The 17,379-nt window shown below is 50.3% G+C and carries 15 protein-coding genes; 8 read left to right on the forward strand and 7 right to left on the reverse strand.

Annotated features, from left to right (window positions below; translation table 11 throughout):
- Window positions 1–13: 13 nt before the first annotated feature.
- Both AC2D8L_RS10995 and ade read left to right on the forward strand, forming a co-directional pair.
- The gene (locus AC2D8L_RS10995) at window positions 14–1,084 is read left to right on the forward strand and encodes a BMP family ABC transporter substrate-binding protein (protein WP_484685527.1); all 1,071 of its coding nucleotides are present in this window, start codon (window positions 14–16) and stop codon (window positions 1,082–1,084) included.
- Between the two features lie 128 nt (window positions 1,085–1,212).
- A complete protein-coding gene (ade, locus tag AC2D8L_RS11000) occupies window positions 1,213–2,934 on the forward strand; it encodes an adenine deaminase (RefSeq protein ID WP_484685528.1) in 1,722 nt (573 codons plus the stop codon).
- A gap of 3 nt (window positions 2,935–2,937) precedes the next feature.
- Here ade and guaD read toward each other — a convergent pair whose 3' ends face one another.
- From guaD to uraH, 6 genes are read right to left on the reverse strand one after another with little or no spacing between them, the layout of a single operon-like run.
- Window positions 2,938–4,245, reverse strand: a complete 1,308-nt coding sequence (guaD, locus tag AC2D8L_RS11005) for a guanine deaminase (RefSeq protein ID WP_484685529.1) — start codon at window positions 4,243–4,245, stop codon at window positions 2,938–2,940.
- Window position 4,246: 1 nt separating this feature from the next.
- Window positions 4,247–5,476 (reverse strand): urate hydroxylase PuuD, encoded by a 1,230-nt coding sequence (locus AC2D8L_RS11010; RefSeq protein WP_484685530.1) that lies wholly within the window; start codon window positions 5,474–5,476, stop codon window positions 4,247–4,249.
- Window positions 5,466–6,308, reverse strand: a complete 843-nt coding sequence (gene xdhC, locus AC2D8L_RS11015) for a xanthine dehydrogenase accessory protein XdhC (protein WP_484685531.1) — start codon at window positions 6,306–6,308, stop codon at window positions 5,466–5,468. The genes AC2D8L_RS11010 and xdhC overlap by 11 nt, the downstream gene beginning before the upstream one ends.
- A 3-nt stretch (window positions 6,309–6,311) precedes the next feature.
- Window positions 6,312–8,621, reverse strand: coding sequence for a xanthine dehydrogenase molybdopterin binding subunit (gene xdhB, locus AC2D8L_RS11020; RefSeq protein WP_484685532.1), 2,310 nt, complete (start codon window positions 8,619–8,621; stop codon window positions 6,312–6,314).
- Window positions 8,618–10,105 carry a xanthine dehydrogenase small subunit gene (gene xdhA, locus AC2D8L_RS11025; protein ID WP_484685533.1) on the reverse strand — a complete coding sequence of 496 codons (1,488 nt, stop codon included), beginning with the start codon at window positions 10,103–10,105 and terminating at the stop codon, window positions 8,618–8,620. The genes xdhB and xdhA overlap by 4 nt, the downstream gene beginning before the upstream one ends.
- A gap of 3 nt (window positions 10,106–10,108) precedes the next feature.
- Window positions 10,109–10,480 carry a hydroxyisourate hydrolase gene (uraH, locus tag AC2D8L_RS11030; RefSeq protein ID WP_484685534.1) on the reverse strand — a complete coding sequence of 124 codons (372 nt, stop codon included), beginning with the start codon at window positions 10,478–10,480 and terminating at the stop codon, window positions 10,109–10,111.
- A gap of 212 nt (window positions 10,481–10,692) precedes the next feature.
- On the opposite strand from uraH, the gene puuE reads away from it, so the two are divergent.
- Genes puuE through AC2D8L_RS11045 form a run of 3 tightly spaced genes read left to right on the forward strand, consistent with a single transcriptional unit; the run spans window position 10,693 to window position 13,461 of the window.
- Window positions 10,693–12,114, forward strand: coding sequence for an allantoinase PuuE (gene puuE, locus AC2D8L_RS11035; protein WP_484686393.1), 1,422 nt, complete (start codon window positions 10,693–10,695; stop codon window positions 12,112–12,114).
- Window positions 12,115–12,116: 2 nt separating this feature from the next.
- Window positions 12,117–12,947: a bifunctional allantoicase/(S)-ureidoglycine aminohydrolase gene (locus AC2D8L_RS11040; RefSeq protein WP_484685535.1), complete on the forward strand. Its 831-nt coding sequence runs from the start codon at window positions 12,117–12,119 to the stop codon at window positions 12,945–12,947.
- Between the two features lie 4 nt (window positions 12,948–12,951).
- Window positions 12,952–13,461 carry an ureidoglycolate lyase gene (locus AC2D8L_RS11045; protein WP_484685536.1) on the forward strand — a complete coding sequence of 170 codons (510 nt, stop codon included), beginning with the start codon at window positions 12,952–12,954 and terminating at the stop codon, window positions 13,459–13,461.
- Window positions 13,462–13,527: 66 nt separating this feature from the next.
- On the opposite strand, the gene AC2D8L_RS11050 is transcribed toward AC2D8L_RS11045, so the two are convergent.
- Window positions 13,528–13,974: an Lrp/AsnC family transcriptional regulator gene (locus tag AC2D8L_RS11050; RefSeq protein WP_484685537.1), complete on the reverse strand. Its 447-nt coding sequence runs from the start codon at window positions 13,972–13,974 to the stop codon at window positions 13,528–13,530.
- Window positions 13,975–14,209: 235 nt separating this feature from the next.
- On the opposite strand from AC2D8L_RS11050, the gene AC2D8L_RS11055 reads away from it, so the two are divergent.
- The 3 genes from AC2D8L_RS11055 to AC2D8L_RS11065 all read left to right on the forward strand — a co-directional run bounded on the left by AC2D8L_RS11055 (window position 14,210) and on the right by AC2D8L_RS11065 (window position 17,340).
- Window positions 14,210–15,325 carry a saccharopine dehydrogenase family protein gene (locus tag AC2D8L_RS11055; RefSeq protein WP_484685538.1) on the forward strand — a complete coding sequence of 372 codons (1,116 nt, stop codon included), beginning with the start codon at window positions 14,210–14,212 and terminating at the stop codon, window positions 15,323–15,325.
- Between the two features lie 451 nt (window positions 15,326–15,776).
- Entirely contained in the window at window positions 15,777–16,568 is a 792-nt protein-coding gene (locus AC2D8L_RS11060; RefSeq protein WP_484685539.1) for an ABC transporter ATP-binding protein, read from the forward strand.
- Between the two features lie 49 nt (window positions 16,569–16,617).
- Window positions 16,618–17,340 (forward strand): transporter substrate-binding domain-containing protein, encoded by a 723-nt coding sequence (locus AC2D8L_RS11065; protein WP_484685540.1) that lies wholly within the window; start codon window positions 16,618–16,620, stop codon window positions 17,338–17,340.
- The last annotated feature ends 39 nt before the right edge of the window (window positions 17,341–17,379 follow it).

The raw sequence follows: 17,379 nt of genomic DNA on the forward strand, positions 1-17,379 counted from the left end.
GGAGAGAAAAGTCATGAAAAAACTAATGATCGGGCTTGCTGGCGTTGCAGCAATGACCGTTGGCATGGCCTCCGCCGCTTTTGCTGACGCAACCAAAGTTTGCTTTGTTTATGTTGGTTCAAAGACGGATGGTGGCTGGACACAAGCACACGACATTGGCCGCCAAGAGCTTCAAACCCATTTTGGCGACAAGATCGAAACACCATTTATCGAGAACGTAGCTGAAGGTCCTCAGGCCACAGCGGTTATCGAGCGTTTCGCACGTTCTGGCTGTAAGATGATCTTTACGACAAGCTTTGGCTTTATGGACCCAACAATCGAAGTCGCGGCCAAATTCCCAGACGTAAAATTTGAACACGCAACGGGCTACAAAACATCAGAAAACGTAACGAGCTATAATTCACGTTTCTATCAGGGCCGTTACATTCAAGGCCAAATCGCTGCGAAGATGTCTGAAAAAGGCGTTGCAGGCTATATCGCCTCATTCCCAATTCCAGAAGTTGTGCAGGGCATTAACGCCTTCACATTGGGGGCTCAAAGCGTAAACCCGGACTTCAAACTAAAAGTTGTTTGGGTGAATTCATGGTTTGATGCGGGTAAAGAAGCTGATGCTGCAAAAGCGCTGATCGACCAAGGTGTTGACATTTTGACACAGCACACCGACTCCACTGGCCCAATGCAAGTTGCAGAAGAACGCGGCATCAAAGCATTTGGTCAAGCCTCCGATATGATTTCTGCAGGTCCTAAAACCCAATTGACCGCGATCATCGATACTTGGGGCGCTTACTATATCAAGCGTACACAAGATTTAATGGACGGCACTTGGGCAACCCAATCGACTTGGGATGGTCTGGAAGAAGGCATCTTGCAGATGGCTGAATATACCAATATGCCAGATGATGTGAAAGATATGGCGATCGCAACGGAAGCGGCTGTAAGTTCAGGCGAGCTTCACCCGTTCACAGGCCCAGTTATGAAACAAGACGGTTCTGTTTGGCTGACCGACGGCGAAATTGCTGAAGATGGCGTATTGCTCGGTTTGAACTTCTATGTTGAAGGCGTAGACGATCAATTGCCACAATAAGCAAATCAAATTTTTAAGTTAAGGCGGTCTTCAGGCCGCCTTTTCTTTTGCCCAAATTATTTGATTAAACGGTCAAGAGCCTTGGTCTAGACTCTAGAAATTGATCCGCATTCAGTTTATATTTGCGCATGACAAATTCATTGATTGATAAAGCCACCCTTTCCCGCATGATTAAAGCCGGCGCGAACAAAGTGCCCGCTGATCTCGTCATCAAAAATGTGCGTCTTTTGGACGTCATGACCGGGGAAATCGCAACATCCGATATTGCCATCGTCGCTGACCGCATTGTGGGCACACACTCGACCTATGAGGGCGAAAAAGAGATTGATGGGGTGGGGCGGTTTTGCGTGCCTGGATTTATCGACACCCACTTGCATATTGAAAGTTCGCTCGTCACACCGCTAGAGTTTGATCGTTGCGTTTTGCCCTATGGGGTGACCACCGCGATCTGTGATCCACATGAAATCGCGAACGTACTGGGCAAAGAGGGCATCGAATATTTCCTCGCCAGTTCCGAGCGAAGCGTGATGGATATCAAAATCAATCTTTCTTCATGCGTGCCTGCGACAGCGTTTGAAACGTCTGGCGCGGAATTGCTGATCGAAGATTTACTGCCCTACCGCGATCATCCAAGCGTTATTGGGCTAGCCGAATTTATGAACTTTCCCGGCGTTCTCGCTACGGCACCTGAAGTGATCGACAAACTGCACGCATTCCAAGATGGCCACATCGACGGACATGCACCGCTTTTATCGGGCGATGACCTTAATGGCTATTTGGCGGCTGCCATCCGCACAGACCATGAAGCGACCAGCGCGACTGAAGCCCGCGAGAAACTGAAAAAGGGTATGGCGATTTTGATCCGTGAAGGATCCGTTTCCAAAGACCTTAATGCCCTCGCCGAAGTGCTCGACGAGAACACGTCCAGCTTCATGGCGCTTTGCACCGATGATCGCAATCCGCTCGATATTCACGAAGAAGGCCATTTGGACAGTCTTATCCGACGCCTCATCGCCAATGGTTGCCCGGCCCACCATGTCTATCGCGCCGCAAGCACGTCAGCTGCCCGTATCTTCGGTCTCAAGGATAGAGGCATGGTCGCACCGGGGTGGAAAGCCGATTTTGCACTATTGGACAATTTGGAAACCTGCGCGGTTTCCGACGTGATCATGTCCGGCGCGTTAGTGACAGAAGAACGTTTTGCACAGCGTGGGCATGTCGAGCCAGTCGGATTGCAATCCATGAAAGCTCAACGCCAATCCGCTGAAAATTTCAAAGTGCCGGTTAAGCCAGGGCGCAATCTCACCCCGATGATGGGCGTAAAGCCGGGCTTGATCTTAACCTTCCGCGAAGAAGGGGTTTTGCCCGTTGAGAACGGCGTTCTTTTCCCTGATGTGAAGCAGGATGCAGTGCAGGTGTCCGTTGTGGAGCGGCATGGCAAAAACGGCAATATCGGGCATGGGTTTGTAAAAGGCTTTGGTCTTCAACGGGGCGCAATAGGCTCTTCGGTTGGCCATGACAGCCATAATATCACCGTGATCGGTGCAACCCACGAAGACATGGCTGTTGCCACCAACCGGATAATTGAAATGCGCGGCGGTTTTGTTGTTGCCGACAAGGGCGAAGTGATCGCCGAATTGGCACTCCCCATTGCCGGATTGATGAGCGAACTCGCATTTGAAGATGTGGCCCATGAACTGGAAAAACTACGCACTGCCGCCCATGATCTTGGCTGCGTATTGCCCGAACCATTTCTGCAAGTGGCCTTCCTCGCCCTCCCCGTGATCCCCCATCTCAAGATGACAGATCGCGGTCTGTTTGACGTGGACGCGTTTGACTTTGTGGATTAGCTATTAGAGCGCCGACTTCATGGCCTCACCGGCCACATATGTCTCTACAATTGCCCGATCGTCGCCCACCGTCTGCATGAGGAACAGTTCCTCTTCCAAGGTCGTGACGGTTTCCATTCGAACTTGCATTGCGGGTGTTGCATTGGCGTTGAGCACCACAATGTCTGCATCGGTGCCCACATCCAAAGTACCAATTTGGTCTTGCAGCGAAACCGCGCGGGCATTGCCCAATGTGATTTGATAGAAAGACGTGAGCGGGTTCATGCGTTGGCCCTGCAAGTTGAGGATTTTATAACCCTCATCGAGCGTTCTAAGCATTGAATAATTGGTGCCGCCACCAACGTCTGTTGCGAGGGCAATACGCCCTATGCCCTCAGGTCCAGCCACCCGCTCCCAATCAAAAAGACCCGAGCCGATGAACAGGTTTGATGTCGGGCAGAATACTGCTACTGAACCTGTTTCACTCATCGCGTCCCGCTCTCGGTCTTCAAGGTGAATGCAGTGCCCAAACAGCGACTTTTCACCCGCCAGCCCATAGTGCTGATAAATACCGAAATAGTCACCAGCATCCGGGTAAAGCGAATTGGTGAATTCAATCTCTGCTTTGTTTTCGCTCAAATGGGTTTGGATATGCAGGTCAGGATGCTCGCCTGCCAATGCTTGCGCCATTTCCATTTGGGCGGGCGTTGAGGTGATGGCAAATCGGGGGGTGATCGCATAGTGCGCGCGGCCTTTGCCGTGCCATTTTTCGATCAGTTCTTTCGTGTCATCATAGCTTGATTGCGGGGTATCAGTCAGCAGCTCCGGCGCTTCGCGATCCATCATCACCTTGCCGCCAATCATCAACATATTGCGCTTTTCTGCTTCTTCAAAAAACGCATCTACTGACTGCGGATGAACCGAACAATAGGCGGCAGCGCTTGTTGTGCCGTGACGTACCAATTCATCATAAAAACTCGCGCCAATTTTGCGGGCATGAGCAAGGTCGCCGAACCGTTGCTCTTCGACGAATGTGTAGGTGTTTAGCCATTCCAAAAGCGAGCCCGCATAGGACGCCAACACCTGCATTTGCGGAAAATGAATGTGCGTGTCGATGAAGCCCGCCATCAATATATATGGACGATGATCGATGATTTCGACGTCGGTTGCAGCGCCATTTCTAACGTCGGCAAATTCGCCACGGGCAGTAATTTTGCCATGCTCAATCAGCAAGGCGCCATCTTCAATATAGGTGTAGCAATCTTTGTCATCGCGCGCTTTTGGCGCGTCGTTGAAGCTCAAGACGCGGCCACGCAAAATTCTTGCTGTCATTTTAAGTGCCCTTATTTGCGCTTTCAAACCAAGTAACAAGCAATTGGCGTTCTTCTTGGCTAATATCGGTTACATTGCCCGGCGGCATAGCGTGGGAGCGCCCGGCCTGAATGTAAATCTCATGGGCGTTGGCTGCGATGGCAATATCGCTGTCGAGCAGCACATTTTTTGGCGCTTGGTTTAAGCCCTCCCAAACCGGTTCGACCGTATGGCACATGGAACAACGTCCCATCACCGTGTCTCGCGCCTCTTCAAAATGTGCTGAGGCCATATGAATTTGTGCTTCCGCACTTGCCACATCACCTTCAGACATGCCGCCAACTTTTGGACTTGTGGAAAGCCACATGATCATGATGAAGAGAACTGCAGACAAAAACCAGGGCCACAAAAGGCTTTCGCCTTTTAGGTGCTTGGTGTTGAAGTGATGCCGGATTAGCACGCCGATCAAGAAAATCAGTGCAGCGATCACCCAATTGTATTCGGTGGCAAACGCGAGCGGATAATGGGTGGAGAGCATCAAGAACAGAACCGGCAATGTCAGGTAATTGTTGTGCACTGAGCGCTGTTTGGATTGCAAGCCCAAAGCCGGGTCTGGCGACTTTCCTGCCTTTAAGTCAGCAACGATGATTTTTTGGTTCGGAATGATGATGAAGAACACGTTTGCCGACATAATCGTCGCGGTGAACGCACCTAAATGCAACAAAGCCGCACGGCCGGTGAACAGTTGGGTGTAGCCCCAGGCCATCGCCACCAAGGTGATGAACAAAAACACCATCAAGCCGATATCAGATTTGCCCAATTTTGATTTACAGAGCTGATCGTAAATCAGCCAACCAAGGCCAATCGAAGCGACTGAAATGGCGATGCCGACGGGAGCAGAGACGTCCAAGACATTGCGGTCGATCAGATAAAGGTCAGCGCCGACATAATAGACAATGGCGAGCATGGCAAAACCTGAAAGCCACGTCGTGTAGGCTTCCCATTTAAACCAAATGAGATGTTCGGGCATATTAGCCGGCGCGACCATATATTTTTGAATATGGTAGAAGCCGCCGCCATGCACTTGCCATTCTTCACCCTGCACGCCTTTGGGCAATTGATCATGCTTGCGCAACCCCAAATCAAGCGCAATGAAATAAAAGCTAGAACCGATCCAGGCGATACCAGTGATGACGTGCAGCCACCGAACACCAAAGCTGAGCCATTCAAACATAATCGCGCTATTTGGCATGTTGCGCTCCCTCTAATTCAATTTGCTTGCCGGATTTCGCATACGCATCCAATGAACTCAAAACTTCGGCCACCACGTGTGCGGCAATCACTTCTGGTCGTTTGTCTTTCGACGCACTTCCACCAATCGGACAGGTCAACCCATCTGCCAAGATGCTGGCATCATATGCATCACGCAACCAATTTGAAAAGACTGCACGTTTTGTCTTTGAACCAATCATGCCCACATAGGCAAAGTCGCCACTTGCCAGTGCCTCACCAGATATCAAAAAGTCCAGCGCATGATCATGGGTCAACACGACAATTGCGCTTCCCGGCTTTGCGCTACGAATTTCAGCTTCGGGCAATGGGGAAAGTCGAGTTTCGACGTTCTCGTAACTTGGCAGCTCGTGCGCTCGTTGATCGATGAGGATTGGTTTTACCGGGAGAAGCGCCAATGCCTTGGCCAGCGCTTTGCCCACATGACCTGCGCCGAAAATCAGTACCTCAGGTTCGCAAGCTTGTTCACTTTCAAGCCGTGCAAGAACGCTATTTTCATCTAAGACTTGTGATAGAGACAATTCAACTTGTCCGCCACAGCACTGACCAATTTCAGGCCCCAATGGCACCGTCAGCGTCTTTTGAGAAGTATGGTGACGCAGCATTTTTCGCGCTTCATCGATCATCATGTATTCGAGCTGACCACCGCCGATGGTCCCGACCATCGCACTTTCGTTCACCAGCATCCACGCACCAATTTCGCGTGGCGTGGAACCTTTAACGTTCGCAATTTGAACGTCAATCGAGGGTCCATCTTGGATGAAGCTCTGTATTTGATCGGTGGTTAGGCGCATTTACTACGCACCTTTGAGCCGTTGCACGGCCATCAACACGCGTTCAGGAGTTGCTGGCGCATCAAGCCTTGGGCATGTCTTGTAATCCGCAACTGATGCCACCGCCATCGACAGCGCTTCGAGCACCGAGATCGCCAACATAAAGGGCGGTTCGCCCACGGCTTTAGAGCGCCGAATGGTGCGTGCTTTGTTCTCTGACCAATTGACCAGATTGACGTTGAACTGGCGCGGCCGGTCTGAGGCGAGTGGAATTTTATATGTCGATGGTGCGTGGGTTTTCAACTGACCATCTTTTGACCACCAGAGTTCTTCGGTCGTGAGCCAGCCCATGCCTTGCACGAACGCGCCTTCAACTTGGCCTTTATCTATGGCTTCATTGATCGAGCGCCCCACATCATGCAACACATCCACCCGCTCGACGAAATATTCACCCGTTAGGGTATCAATCACGACTTCCGAAACAGCTGCCCCATAGGCGAAATAATAGAAAGGCTTGCCTTTGCCTTCATCACGGTTCCAGTGAATTTCTGGCGTTTTGTAAAACCCGGCCGCTGAGAGTTGCACACGGTTCATATAGGCGTCTTTGACGAAACTATCAAAAGCGATGCGGTTTTCGCCAATCACCACATGATTGTTGTCAAAACTCACTTCGTCGGCGCTAACGCCATGTTTCTCGACAGCGAAATCTACAAATCTCTGTTTGATCTGCTGTGCGGCATTTGCGGCAGCCATTCCGTTTAAGTCAGTGCCTGACGACGCAGCGGTGGCCGACGTGTTCGGCACCTTGTCGGTACGGGTTGCCGAAACTTTTATGCGCGATAAATCGACTTGAAACTCATCGGCGACCACTTGGGCCACTTTAGTGTAAAGGCCTTGGCCCATCTCGGTGCCGCCGTGGTTGAGTTGGATCGATCCATCTGAATAAACATGCACCAATGCCCCAGCTTGGTTGTACCAAGTGGCCGTAAATGAGATGCCAAACTTAACAGGCGTCAGAGAAATGCCGCGTTTTAGAATGCGGTTGGATTTGTTGAATTCAATAGCTGCCTGGCGGCGTTCCTGATAGTCAGAACTTTCTTCAAGCTCATCAACAATCCGCTCGATAATGCTGTCATCAACGACTTGATGATAAGGCGTTAGGTTTTCGCCTTCACCACCGTAGAAATTTGCACGGCGAATTTCCAACGGGTCCTTGCCCAATGCATATGCGATTTCTTCAATCACCCGCTCGCCACCAATCATGCCCTGCGGCCCGCCAAAGCCTCGAAAGGCTGTATTGGAAACGGTGTTCGTCTTTAGCGGTTTTGATCGCAATTCAACATCTGGAATGAAATAGCAATTATCCGCATGGAACAATGCCCGGTCCGTAACTGGTCCGGACAGGTCGGCAGAAAAGCCGCAACGGGCGGCGAAATCTGCGTCGAGCGCCAGAATTTTTCCCTGTTCATCAAAGCCAACATCGTAGCTGGCAACAAAATCATGCCGCTTGCCGGTGGCCACCATATCATCGTCTCGGTCAGGGCGAATTTTGACCGCGCAATTGTGCTTTTTTGCTGCAAGCGCCGCAACGGCCGCGAACAAGCTGCCTTGGGTTTCTTTACCGCCAAAGCCACCACCCATGCGCCGTATATTCACAGTCACTGCGTTGGATGGCACGCCCAACACATGGCCGACCATATGCTGAATTTCAGTTGGGTGCTGGGTCGATGAAAACACGGTCACTTCATCATCTTCACCCGGAATGGCCATTGCAATATGGCCTTCAAGATAGAAGTGATCTTGGCCGCCGATTTCCATTTCACCCTGAATACGCAAAGGGGCGGTTTTAAGTGCTGGTTTGGGGTCGCCACGTTTCAATTTAAGTGGTTTGGTGACCATTTCCCCACCCGCTTTATCAGCGGATTTCACATCCAAATGCGCCTCAAGCGCTTCATATTGAACATCGGCTTTGTGCGCGGCACGTCGAGCTTGTTCGCGGGTTTTGGCAATCACCGCAAATATCGGTTGACCATAAAAATGGACTTTACCCTTCGCAAATACTGGCTCGTCATTCAGCCCCGTCGGGCTGACGTCATTTGTGTCAGGAATGTCATGCTCTGTTAGAACATCAACAACACCTTCCGCTGCGCGAACAGCATCTAAATCAATCGAAGTGATGTTGCCGTGCGCACAAGTTGAAAGCCCAAGATAGGCGTGTAGTGTGCCTGCCGGTTCAGCCATATCATCAAGATATTCTGCCCGGCCCGCCACGTGCTTGCGTGCTGATTCATGTTCAACAGATTGGTGGGTGCCGCCTTTAATAGTCTCACTCATAGCACTGCCTCCAAAGTCGCAGCACGCGCCAGATCGTCGAGGCTGAAAGAGTTTTCATCAGCATGTTCAACGTAAAAGCGTTCCAAAAGGTTCTGCGCAACCGAAAGGCGGTAGTCGGCGGACGCACGCCAATCTGAAAGTGGTTTGAAGTCATTTGCAAAGAACTGTTTCGCGTCCATGACGGAGCGTTCCGACCATGGTGCACCCACTAGGGCACTTTCCACCGCGCTGGCACGTTTGGGTGTTGCGGCCATCCCGCCAAAAGCGATGCGAATGTCCTTAATCCGCCCATCATCAATTGTCGCGCTGAACGCTGCGCAGACTGCAGAAATATCTTCATCCCGCCGTTTTGAAATTTTATAGGCAGCAAAAATTTGATCTTCGGCTGGGAGCGGAATTTCAATGGTGTCAACAAACTCGCCTTTTTCGCGATCTTGTTTGCCATAGTCGACAAAAAATTTCTCTAAATCAATCGTGCGGCGCTCATCGCCTTTGCGCAGCGTCACTGTCGCGCCCAACGCGATCAGTGGCGGCGGTGTGTCGCCAATCGGCGATCCATTGGCAATGTTGCCGCCGACTGTGCCCATATTGCGCACTTGTTCGCCACCAATACGGCGCCAGAATTGAGACAGTTGAGGCAGATAGTCGTCTATCGTTTCTAGCATATCTGTATAGCTTGCACCGCCGTCGATTTTGATGGACTTGTCACCAACTTCTATATTTCGGAAATCGCTGAGGCGTGACGTAAAAATCACCGGCGAAATTTCGCGCATGAGCTTGGTGACCCAAAGTCCAACGTCTGTCGATCCGGCTACAATCGTTGCTTCAGGGTTCGCGGCGTAAATGGAGGCGAATTGATCCCGTGTTGCTGGAGAGAAAAACTGCTCTTTGCCATCAGAAATTTCAACCATTTGTTTGTCTTGAATTTCAGATAGCTGCGCCGCAATGCTTTCGCGCTCTGCAACTAGATAATCATCTTCAAGCTTGCCGTTCGCTGTAATATCGAGCGCAGCATTTACGATTGGAGCGTATCCAGTGCATCGACATAGATTGCCCTGCAAGTATCGCTCCACCAGCGCCACATCTGGGTCAATTTCATTCATCCACATGGCATAAAGCGACATCACAAATCCCGGCGTGCAAAATCCGCACTGGGAACCATGATGGGTAACCATCGCTTGCTGGATTGGGTGCAGTTCACCACCTTTGCCCTTTAGGTGCTCGATCGTCACGATGTGACACCCGTCAAGCGAAGCGACAAACCGAATACACGAATTTACGCTTTCATATTTCACGCGGCCATTATCAAGCCGCCCGACAAGCACCGAACACGCCCCACAGTCGCCTTCTGCGCACCCTTCTTTGGTGCCACGCAATGTGCGTTCCAAGCGAAGATAATCGAGAAGCGTTTGGGTTGCTGGAACATTTTCAAGTTCAAGCATTTGGTCGTTGAGCAAAAACTTCAGCTGCTGGCGCGTCGTCACATCTTAGCTCCCGCGATAGGTGGAAAAGCCGTAAGGCGAGACCAAAAGTGGCACGTGATAATGAGTGGTTTCATCAGAAACGACGAACTGGATTGGCACCACATCAAGAAATTGGCCACTTTCCAACGTCACATTATGTGCTGTGAAATAGTCACTCACGTAAAACCGCAGCTCGTAGCGACCTTTACGCAAATTGCTTGCATCGCGCATGGGGCCATCACATCTACCGTCTTCATTGGTAATTGCCGTCACCAACGGCGCCGCGTCGCCCGTTTCAAGATCATATAGTTCGATTTTAAGCCCTGATGCTGGGCAGCCACGTGCTGTGTCCAAAACGTGGGTCGTCAGTTTACCACTGCCGTCTTTGTTGGTCATGAACTCCCCCTTGTTCATTCTTTTTCCTTCAAATTTGGGTTTGAAGTCAAGAAATTTTAACAAATGGTCAAAAATTTAGATTTGTAATATGCTCAACCATCTATTGCGCGATTGACCAAATCAAATGCGCGCTTCATCTTAGCAAACACAAACAGGTTTGACTCAAAATTCCTGAAACCGGAAATAACGGACGAACAGAAGTGACAAAATCAATTCGATATGACCGCGATATGGTTGGTTACGGCGCTAATCCGCCAAAGGCAAATTGGCCCAATAACGCGAAAATCGCGGTGCAATTTGTCCTCAATTACGAAGAAGGCGGCGAAAATTGCGTGCTGCATGGGGATGCTGCATCCGAAGCCTTTCTGTCTGAAATTGTTGGCGCACAACAATGGCCGAGCCAACGCCATTGGAACATGGAAAGCATCTATGAATATGGATCGCGTGCCGGATTTTGGCGGCTGCATCGCCTGTTCACAGAGCTGGAAGTCCCGGTTACCGTTTATGGTGTGGCGACAGCCCTTGCCCGTTCACCCGAACAAGTCGCCGCCATGCAAGACGCGGACTGGGAAATTGCCTCCCACGGCTTAAAATGGATTGAATATAAAGACTTCACTCGGGATGAAGAAGAGGCGCACATGCGCCGCGCAATCCAGTTGCATTATGAAGTCACGGGAGACGCGCCAAAAGGTTGGTACACGGGCCGTTGTTCATCCAACACAGTTGATCTGGCGGCACAGGTCGGCGAGTTTGCCTATGTGTCAGACAGCTATGCTGATGACCTGCCATATTGGTATGAGGGCGCAGAAAAGCCCCAACTGGTCATCCCTTATACGCTTGATACCAACGATATGCGCTTTGCCGCCATTCAAGGCTTTAATTCCGGAGACCAATTCTTTTGCTACTTAAAAGACAGTTTTGACAGTCTTTACGCGGAAGGCACTGCAGGCAGCCCAAAAATGCTCAATATCGGTTTGCATTGCCGATTGGTTGGCCGACCTGGCCGGATCGCGGCGCTAAAACGGTTCATTGAATATGTGCTAAGCCATGATGATGTTTGGATCGCCAAACGCATTGAAATTGCAGAACATTGGGCAAAAGCCCACCCCTTCCAACATGAAACAAACCGTCCTTCAATCTTGACCAAACCAAAGTTCGTTGAGCAGTTTGGTGGCGTGTTTGAACATTCGCCTTGGATTGCGGAACGTGCGTTTGAGCGTGAAATGGGCCCAGCGCACGATGGCGCAGTTGGTGTTCATTCGTTGCTCGCCGCTGAGTTTAGAAAAGCCAGCGAAAATGAGCGGTTGGGCGTCTTAAACGCCCACCCGGACTTGGCCGGAAAACTTGCCGCCGCGAAGCGGCTGACAAAAGAATCAACTGCCGAACAGGCTTCAGCGGGGCTGGACGCGCTCACCGATGAAGAACGTGCACGCTTCAGCGAGTTGAATAAGGCCTATGTTGAAAAACACGGGTTCCCGTTCATCATCGCGGTGAAGGGGTTGAGCAAGGATCAAATTCTTGCGCAGTTCGAAGCGCGTATTCACAATGAACGTAGCATTGAGTTTACAACAGCCTGCAAACAAGTGGAGCGCATTGCGTTTTTACGGCTCAAAGACATGTTGGATGAGGAGTGAGCATGCCAAACAGCACTTATTATGCACCTACCGGTGGTTTGCCGCCTCAAAACCAACTAATGACCGGTCGGGCCATTTTCACTGACGCATACGCCGTCATTCCTAGGGGCGTGATGGGAGATATTGTCACGTCCTATTTGCCCCATTGGGCCGGAACACGCGCTTGGATCATCGCGCGTCCTTTATCTGGATTTGCCGAGACATTTTCCCAATATATCGTTGAGGTCGCACCAGGTGGTGGGTCGGACAGCCCAGAACCTGATGCACACGCGCAAGGCGTGTTGTTTGTCGTGGAAGGCGAATTGGATATCGAATTGGATGGCCAACCGCATCGTATGGCAGAAGGTGGCTATGCCTATATCGCAGCGTCCACAGCTTGGACCGCGCATAACCGCACCGACCATCCCGTAAAATTCCATTGGATCCGAAAACAATATGAAGCTGTGGAAGGTGTTGAGCACCCAACTTCGTTTGTAACCAACGAAAAACTTACGCCCGAAAACCCGATGCCAGACACAGACGGGGCATGGGCCACAACGCGTTTTGTGCAGCCCGATGATTTACGCCACGACATGCATGTCAACATCGTTACCTTTCAGCCGGGCGGCGTAATCCCGTTTGAAGAAACTCATGTGATGGAACACGGGCTTTACGTGCTTGAGGGCAAAGCGGTTTATAAACTCAACAGCGACTGGGTCGAGGTGGAAGCTGGCGACTTTATGTGGCTCAGGGCGTTCTGTCCGCAAGCCTGTTATGCGGGTGGGCCGGGCAAGTTCCGCTATCTGCTCTATAAGGACGTCAATCGACACCCCAAACTTCATATTGGGCGCTAGACAGATGAATATCCACGAATTGGAACGTATTGATATTGTTCCACTAACGGCCACAGCATTTGCGCCATTTGGCGAAATAATTGACCTCGCAGAGGCAGAAAAATTCCCGATTAATAACGGCATGTGTACCCGTTTCAACGACCTGGCGACCGTCGAGTTGGATGGCGAAGGTGCCCGTCCGCTCGTTAATATTTTTCGCGGCAAACCATATGATTTACCGCTCCACCTGAAAATGGTCGAACGTCACCCATTGGGCTCACAAGCCTTCATCCCGATGTCAAAACGCCCCTTTTTGGTAATTGTCGCTCCAGACAATGACGGCGTGCCCCACTCGCCAAAAGCGTTCCTGACCCGCACAGGCCAAGGCATCAATATCGGCCAAAATATCTGGCACGGCGTACTGACAACGTTAGGTGAGGTTAGCGATTTTGTTGTGGTTGATCGGGGTGGGGCGGGCAATAATCTGCAAGAGCATTTCTTTGATGAGGGCTATATTGTCGACTTTCCGGGATGACGGTTTTTCACGGGTCGCAAATTCAAACTACAAAACCGCAAGAGCACTTTTGTTGAACTTGCTAAGTTACCGCCGGTCCAGTTTCCGCCCTAAAACCAAAGATGTCTGCGTTCGGCGCACGCCCGGGATCAGCGCGATTTCATCGATCACAGCATCTATATCTTCAAGTTGCGGTGCCTCTACTGAGACGAGCAAATCAAACTCGCCGCTGATCGCCAAACTCAACTTTACCTCTGGGAAACTGGCAAGCTTTTCGTTTATTTGCTTGTTTTGCTGTTGCAGCACCTCGATCAACACAAATGCCTCAACCGTTTGCTGGCCGGGATCCTGGGCCAGCCGAACCGTATAGCCTGTCACATAACCAATACGCTCAAGCCGCGTGATACGCTCGTGCACCGTCGTGCGGGCAATGCCCAGTTTCTTGGCAATTTCAGACGTTTGGGCGCGCGCATTTGATTTGAGTAACGCCACTAATTCCCGGTCCAGATCATCTCGCAATGGTCGATCAACCATGTTTTCTCCCGGCTCTATGTGTCAGTATTCCGACATTTTGTCGAAACATCAATAGGATAAGTTGTTAGCAATTGAAACTGGTTATCTCTATCTTGGCCGTACACTCCGTCATTTCAACGGATTTTTGACCCCAAATTCGTCATAATGACGGCAATTCTGCTTTTCCGTCGCTATTTTCCGACAAGGCCTTCAGGCACAATTCTAACAACATGAAATTTTTGTCTGAGGAAAGAATATGAACTGGGAAGTTTTGGTTGTTGGCGGCGGCAAAATTGGCCGTATGGTTGCGGTCATTTTGCAAAATGCTGCAGAGTTTAATGTCACCATCGCAGATGCTGACGATAAAATGCTGGAAGAAGTGTCAGCCCTTGGCATTGCCACTCGCAAAGTTGACGTCACCAGCGAAGCTGAACTTTTGAGCGCATTGGACGGCAAAAATGCCGTTTTGAGTGCAGCACCATATTTCCTAACACCTGCCATTGCGACGGCGGCGAAGAAATCTGGCGCGCATTATTTCGACCTCACCGAAGATGTTAAATCGACAAAATTCGTGATGGATTTGGCCAAAGATGCCAAGTCAGCCTTCATGCCTCAGTGTGGCTTAGCACCGGGTTTTGTTGGCATTGCTGGCTATCATTTGGCCAAGCAATTTGACAGCATAGAAGACTTGTCCATGCGCGTTGGCGCGCTGCCGCGTTACCCAACAAACGCACTAAAATACAACCTCACATGGTCAACGGAAGGCTTGGTCAACGAGTATTGCAATCCGTGCGAAGCACTTGTTGACGGCAAACTCAAAGAAGTTGCGCCACTTGAAAACTTGGAAAACTTCTCACTGGATGGCGTTGATTATGAAGCATTCAACACGTCTGGTGGCCTTGGCACCTTGTGCGACACGCTAGCCGGCCGCGCACAAAATGTTTCATATCGCTCAATCCGCTATCCCGGTCACCGCGATATATTGAACATCTTGCTCAACGATTTGAAGCTGAACAAACGCCAAGACTTGATGTGTGAAATCTTTGAAAATGGCTTGCCGCGCACCCGGCAGGACCAAGTCACCGTGTTCTGCACAGCAACAGGCATGATTGATGGGCAATTTGAAGAACGTTCTTTTGTAAATGTTTCGACCGCCATGGAAGTTGCCGGACGGGATTGGAGCGCCATTCAAATCACGACAGCAGCAGGGGTTACCGCAGCCATGGATTTGATGCGTCAGGACCGTTTGCCTCAGACGGGGTTTGTCGCTCAGGAGCAGATCGACCTAGATGAGTTTTTAACCAACCGATTTGGTGCTCTATATTTGGGTAAGCCGTTTGAAGTTCAAGCATCCACACCCAAGGCCGCCTAAAGAGAATTGGATTTAGCATTACAATATGCATATTGTTGTTAGACAAAATGCAAAATGAAGGGTGAATTTTGATCAATTTTGTGACTATTCAAAAGATGGATCGCCCTGCATAATCAAACATTGCAATGCCGGGCACCCGGCATTACAGCGGCTATTCGGGAATAGCTGGATTTCATGTTGGAGGATATGGAATCATGGTGACCTTGCAAATGTTAAAAAGCGAGGCGCCTTAAGGGGAGGAATATGACGTATTTTGGTTTCCCAACATGGGTAAACGTGCCCAATTTGGTGGCGCGAGGTGAGCTGCGCGTCTATTTGGCTATTGCATTTGCGTTTTCACCACACCAAATTTTTCGGAAAAATGCGTTTTTTTCGCCGCGAAAGCGCGTTAAGTCTTTGCACGTGCACAAAAATATGCCTACTCTTTGGCCGATGAGTACAGAAAGTAATTATGTCGAATAATCCAGCTCCCGTCCAAGCCCCAGTCATTGAGATACGCGATCTGCACAAGAGCTACGGCGCTCTTGAAGTGCTAAAGGGCGTAGATTTGGTCGCCAATAAGGGCGACGTTGTTAGTCTGATTGGGTCTTCGGGCTCAGGCAAGTCAACTTTGCTGCGTTGCGCCAATCTGTTGGAAGATAGCCAGCAGGGTGAAATTTTATTTGATGGACATCCGGTTAAATGGCGTGGCGAAGGTCACAATCGTCAACCGGCGGACAAAAATCAAATAATCGCTATTCGCACCAACCTTTCAATGGTGTTCCAGCAGTTCAACCTATGGGCACACATGTCCATTTTGCAAAATGTAATGGAAGCCCCGTTGACCGTCTTGAAACAAGATCCGGTCGAGGTTGAAGCCCGTGCACGGATGTTGCTGGATAAAGTTGGCATTGGCGATAAATGCGAAATGTTCCCAGCTCAGCTTTCTGGCGGCCAACAACAGCGCGCGGCCATTGCTCGGGCTTTGGCAATGGAACCTGAAGCCCTATTATTCGACGAACCAACATCAGCACTTGATCCTGAATTGGAGCAAGAAGTGGTGAAGGTGATCAAAGATTTAGCCAAAGAAGGCCGCACCATGCTGCTCGTGACGCACGATATGCGTTTGGCGGCAGATGTTTCTGACAATGTTGTGTTTTTGCATCTTGGCAAAATCTTAGAACAAGGCGCGCCAGACGATCTATTTGGCAACCCCAAATCAGAACGGCTGAAAAAATTCCTTAGTGCAGGGTCGGCAGACTGATCTGCACTAAGGCAATCACAAAACCAAAAAAACTCAAAGGGAGACCACAATGAAAAAAGTACTGATTTCAATTGCCGCTTTGGCATTGAGTGCAAACTTTGCAATGGCGGACACTGTTCGCATGGGCACAGAGGGTGCATATCCTCCATATAACTTCATCAATGATGCTGGTGAAGTAGACGGCTTTGAGCGTGAGTTGGGCGATGAGCTTTGCAAACGCGCAGGTTTGACATGTGAGTGGGTCGTGAACGACTGGGATTCAATTATCCCGAACTTGGTATCAGGCAACTATGACACCATTATTGCTGGTATGTCGATTACAGACGAGCGTGATGAAGTTATCGATTTCACTCAAAACTACACACCTCCTTCACCGTCAATCTTTGTTGCAGCATCGGCTGATGTTGATGTGACAACCGGCGTTATTGCTGCGCAAACATCAACAATCCAATCAGGTCACGTTGCTTCTTCTGGCGCGACATTGGTTGAATTTGCAACACCTGACGAAACGCTAGCTGCTGTTAAGAACGGCGAAGCTGATGCTGTTCTTGCGGATGTGGACTTCTTGCGCCCTGTTGCTGAAGAATCAAATGGCGAACTGGTTGTTGTTGGTGAACCTGTGTTCCTTGGCGGCGGTGTTGGCCTTGGTGTGCGTGAGTCTGACGGCGAACTTCGTGGCAAGTTTGATGCGGCCATCCAGTCTATGAAAGACGATGGTACATTGAACACCATGATCACAAAATGGTTCGGTGCCGACGCTTACACATTCTAAGCAGATCACTATTTTTTGACGGGGCGCCTTGCGCCCCGT

This window comes from Maritalea sp. YIW29 (assembly GCF_057219265.1).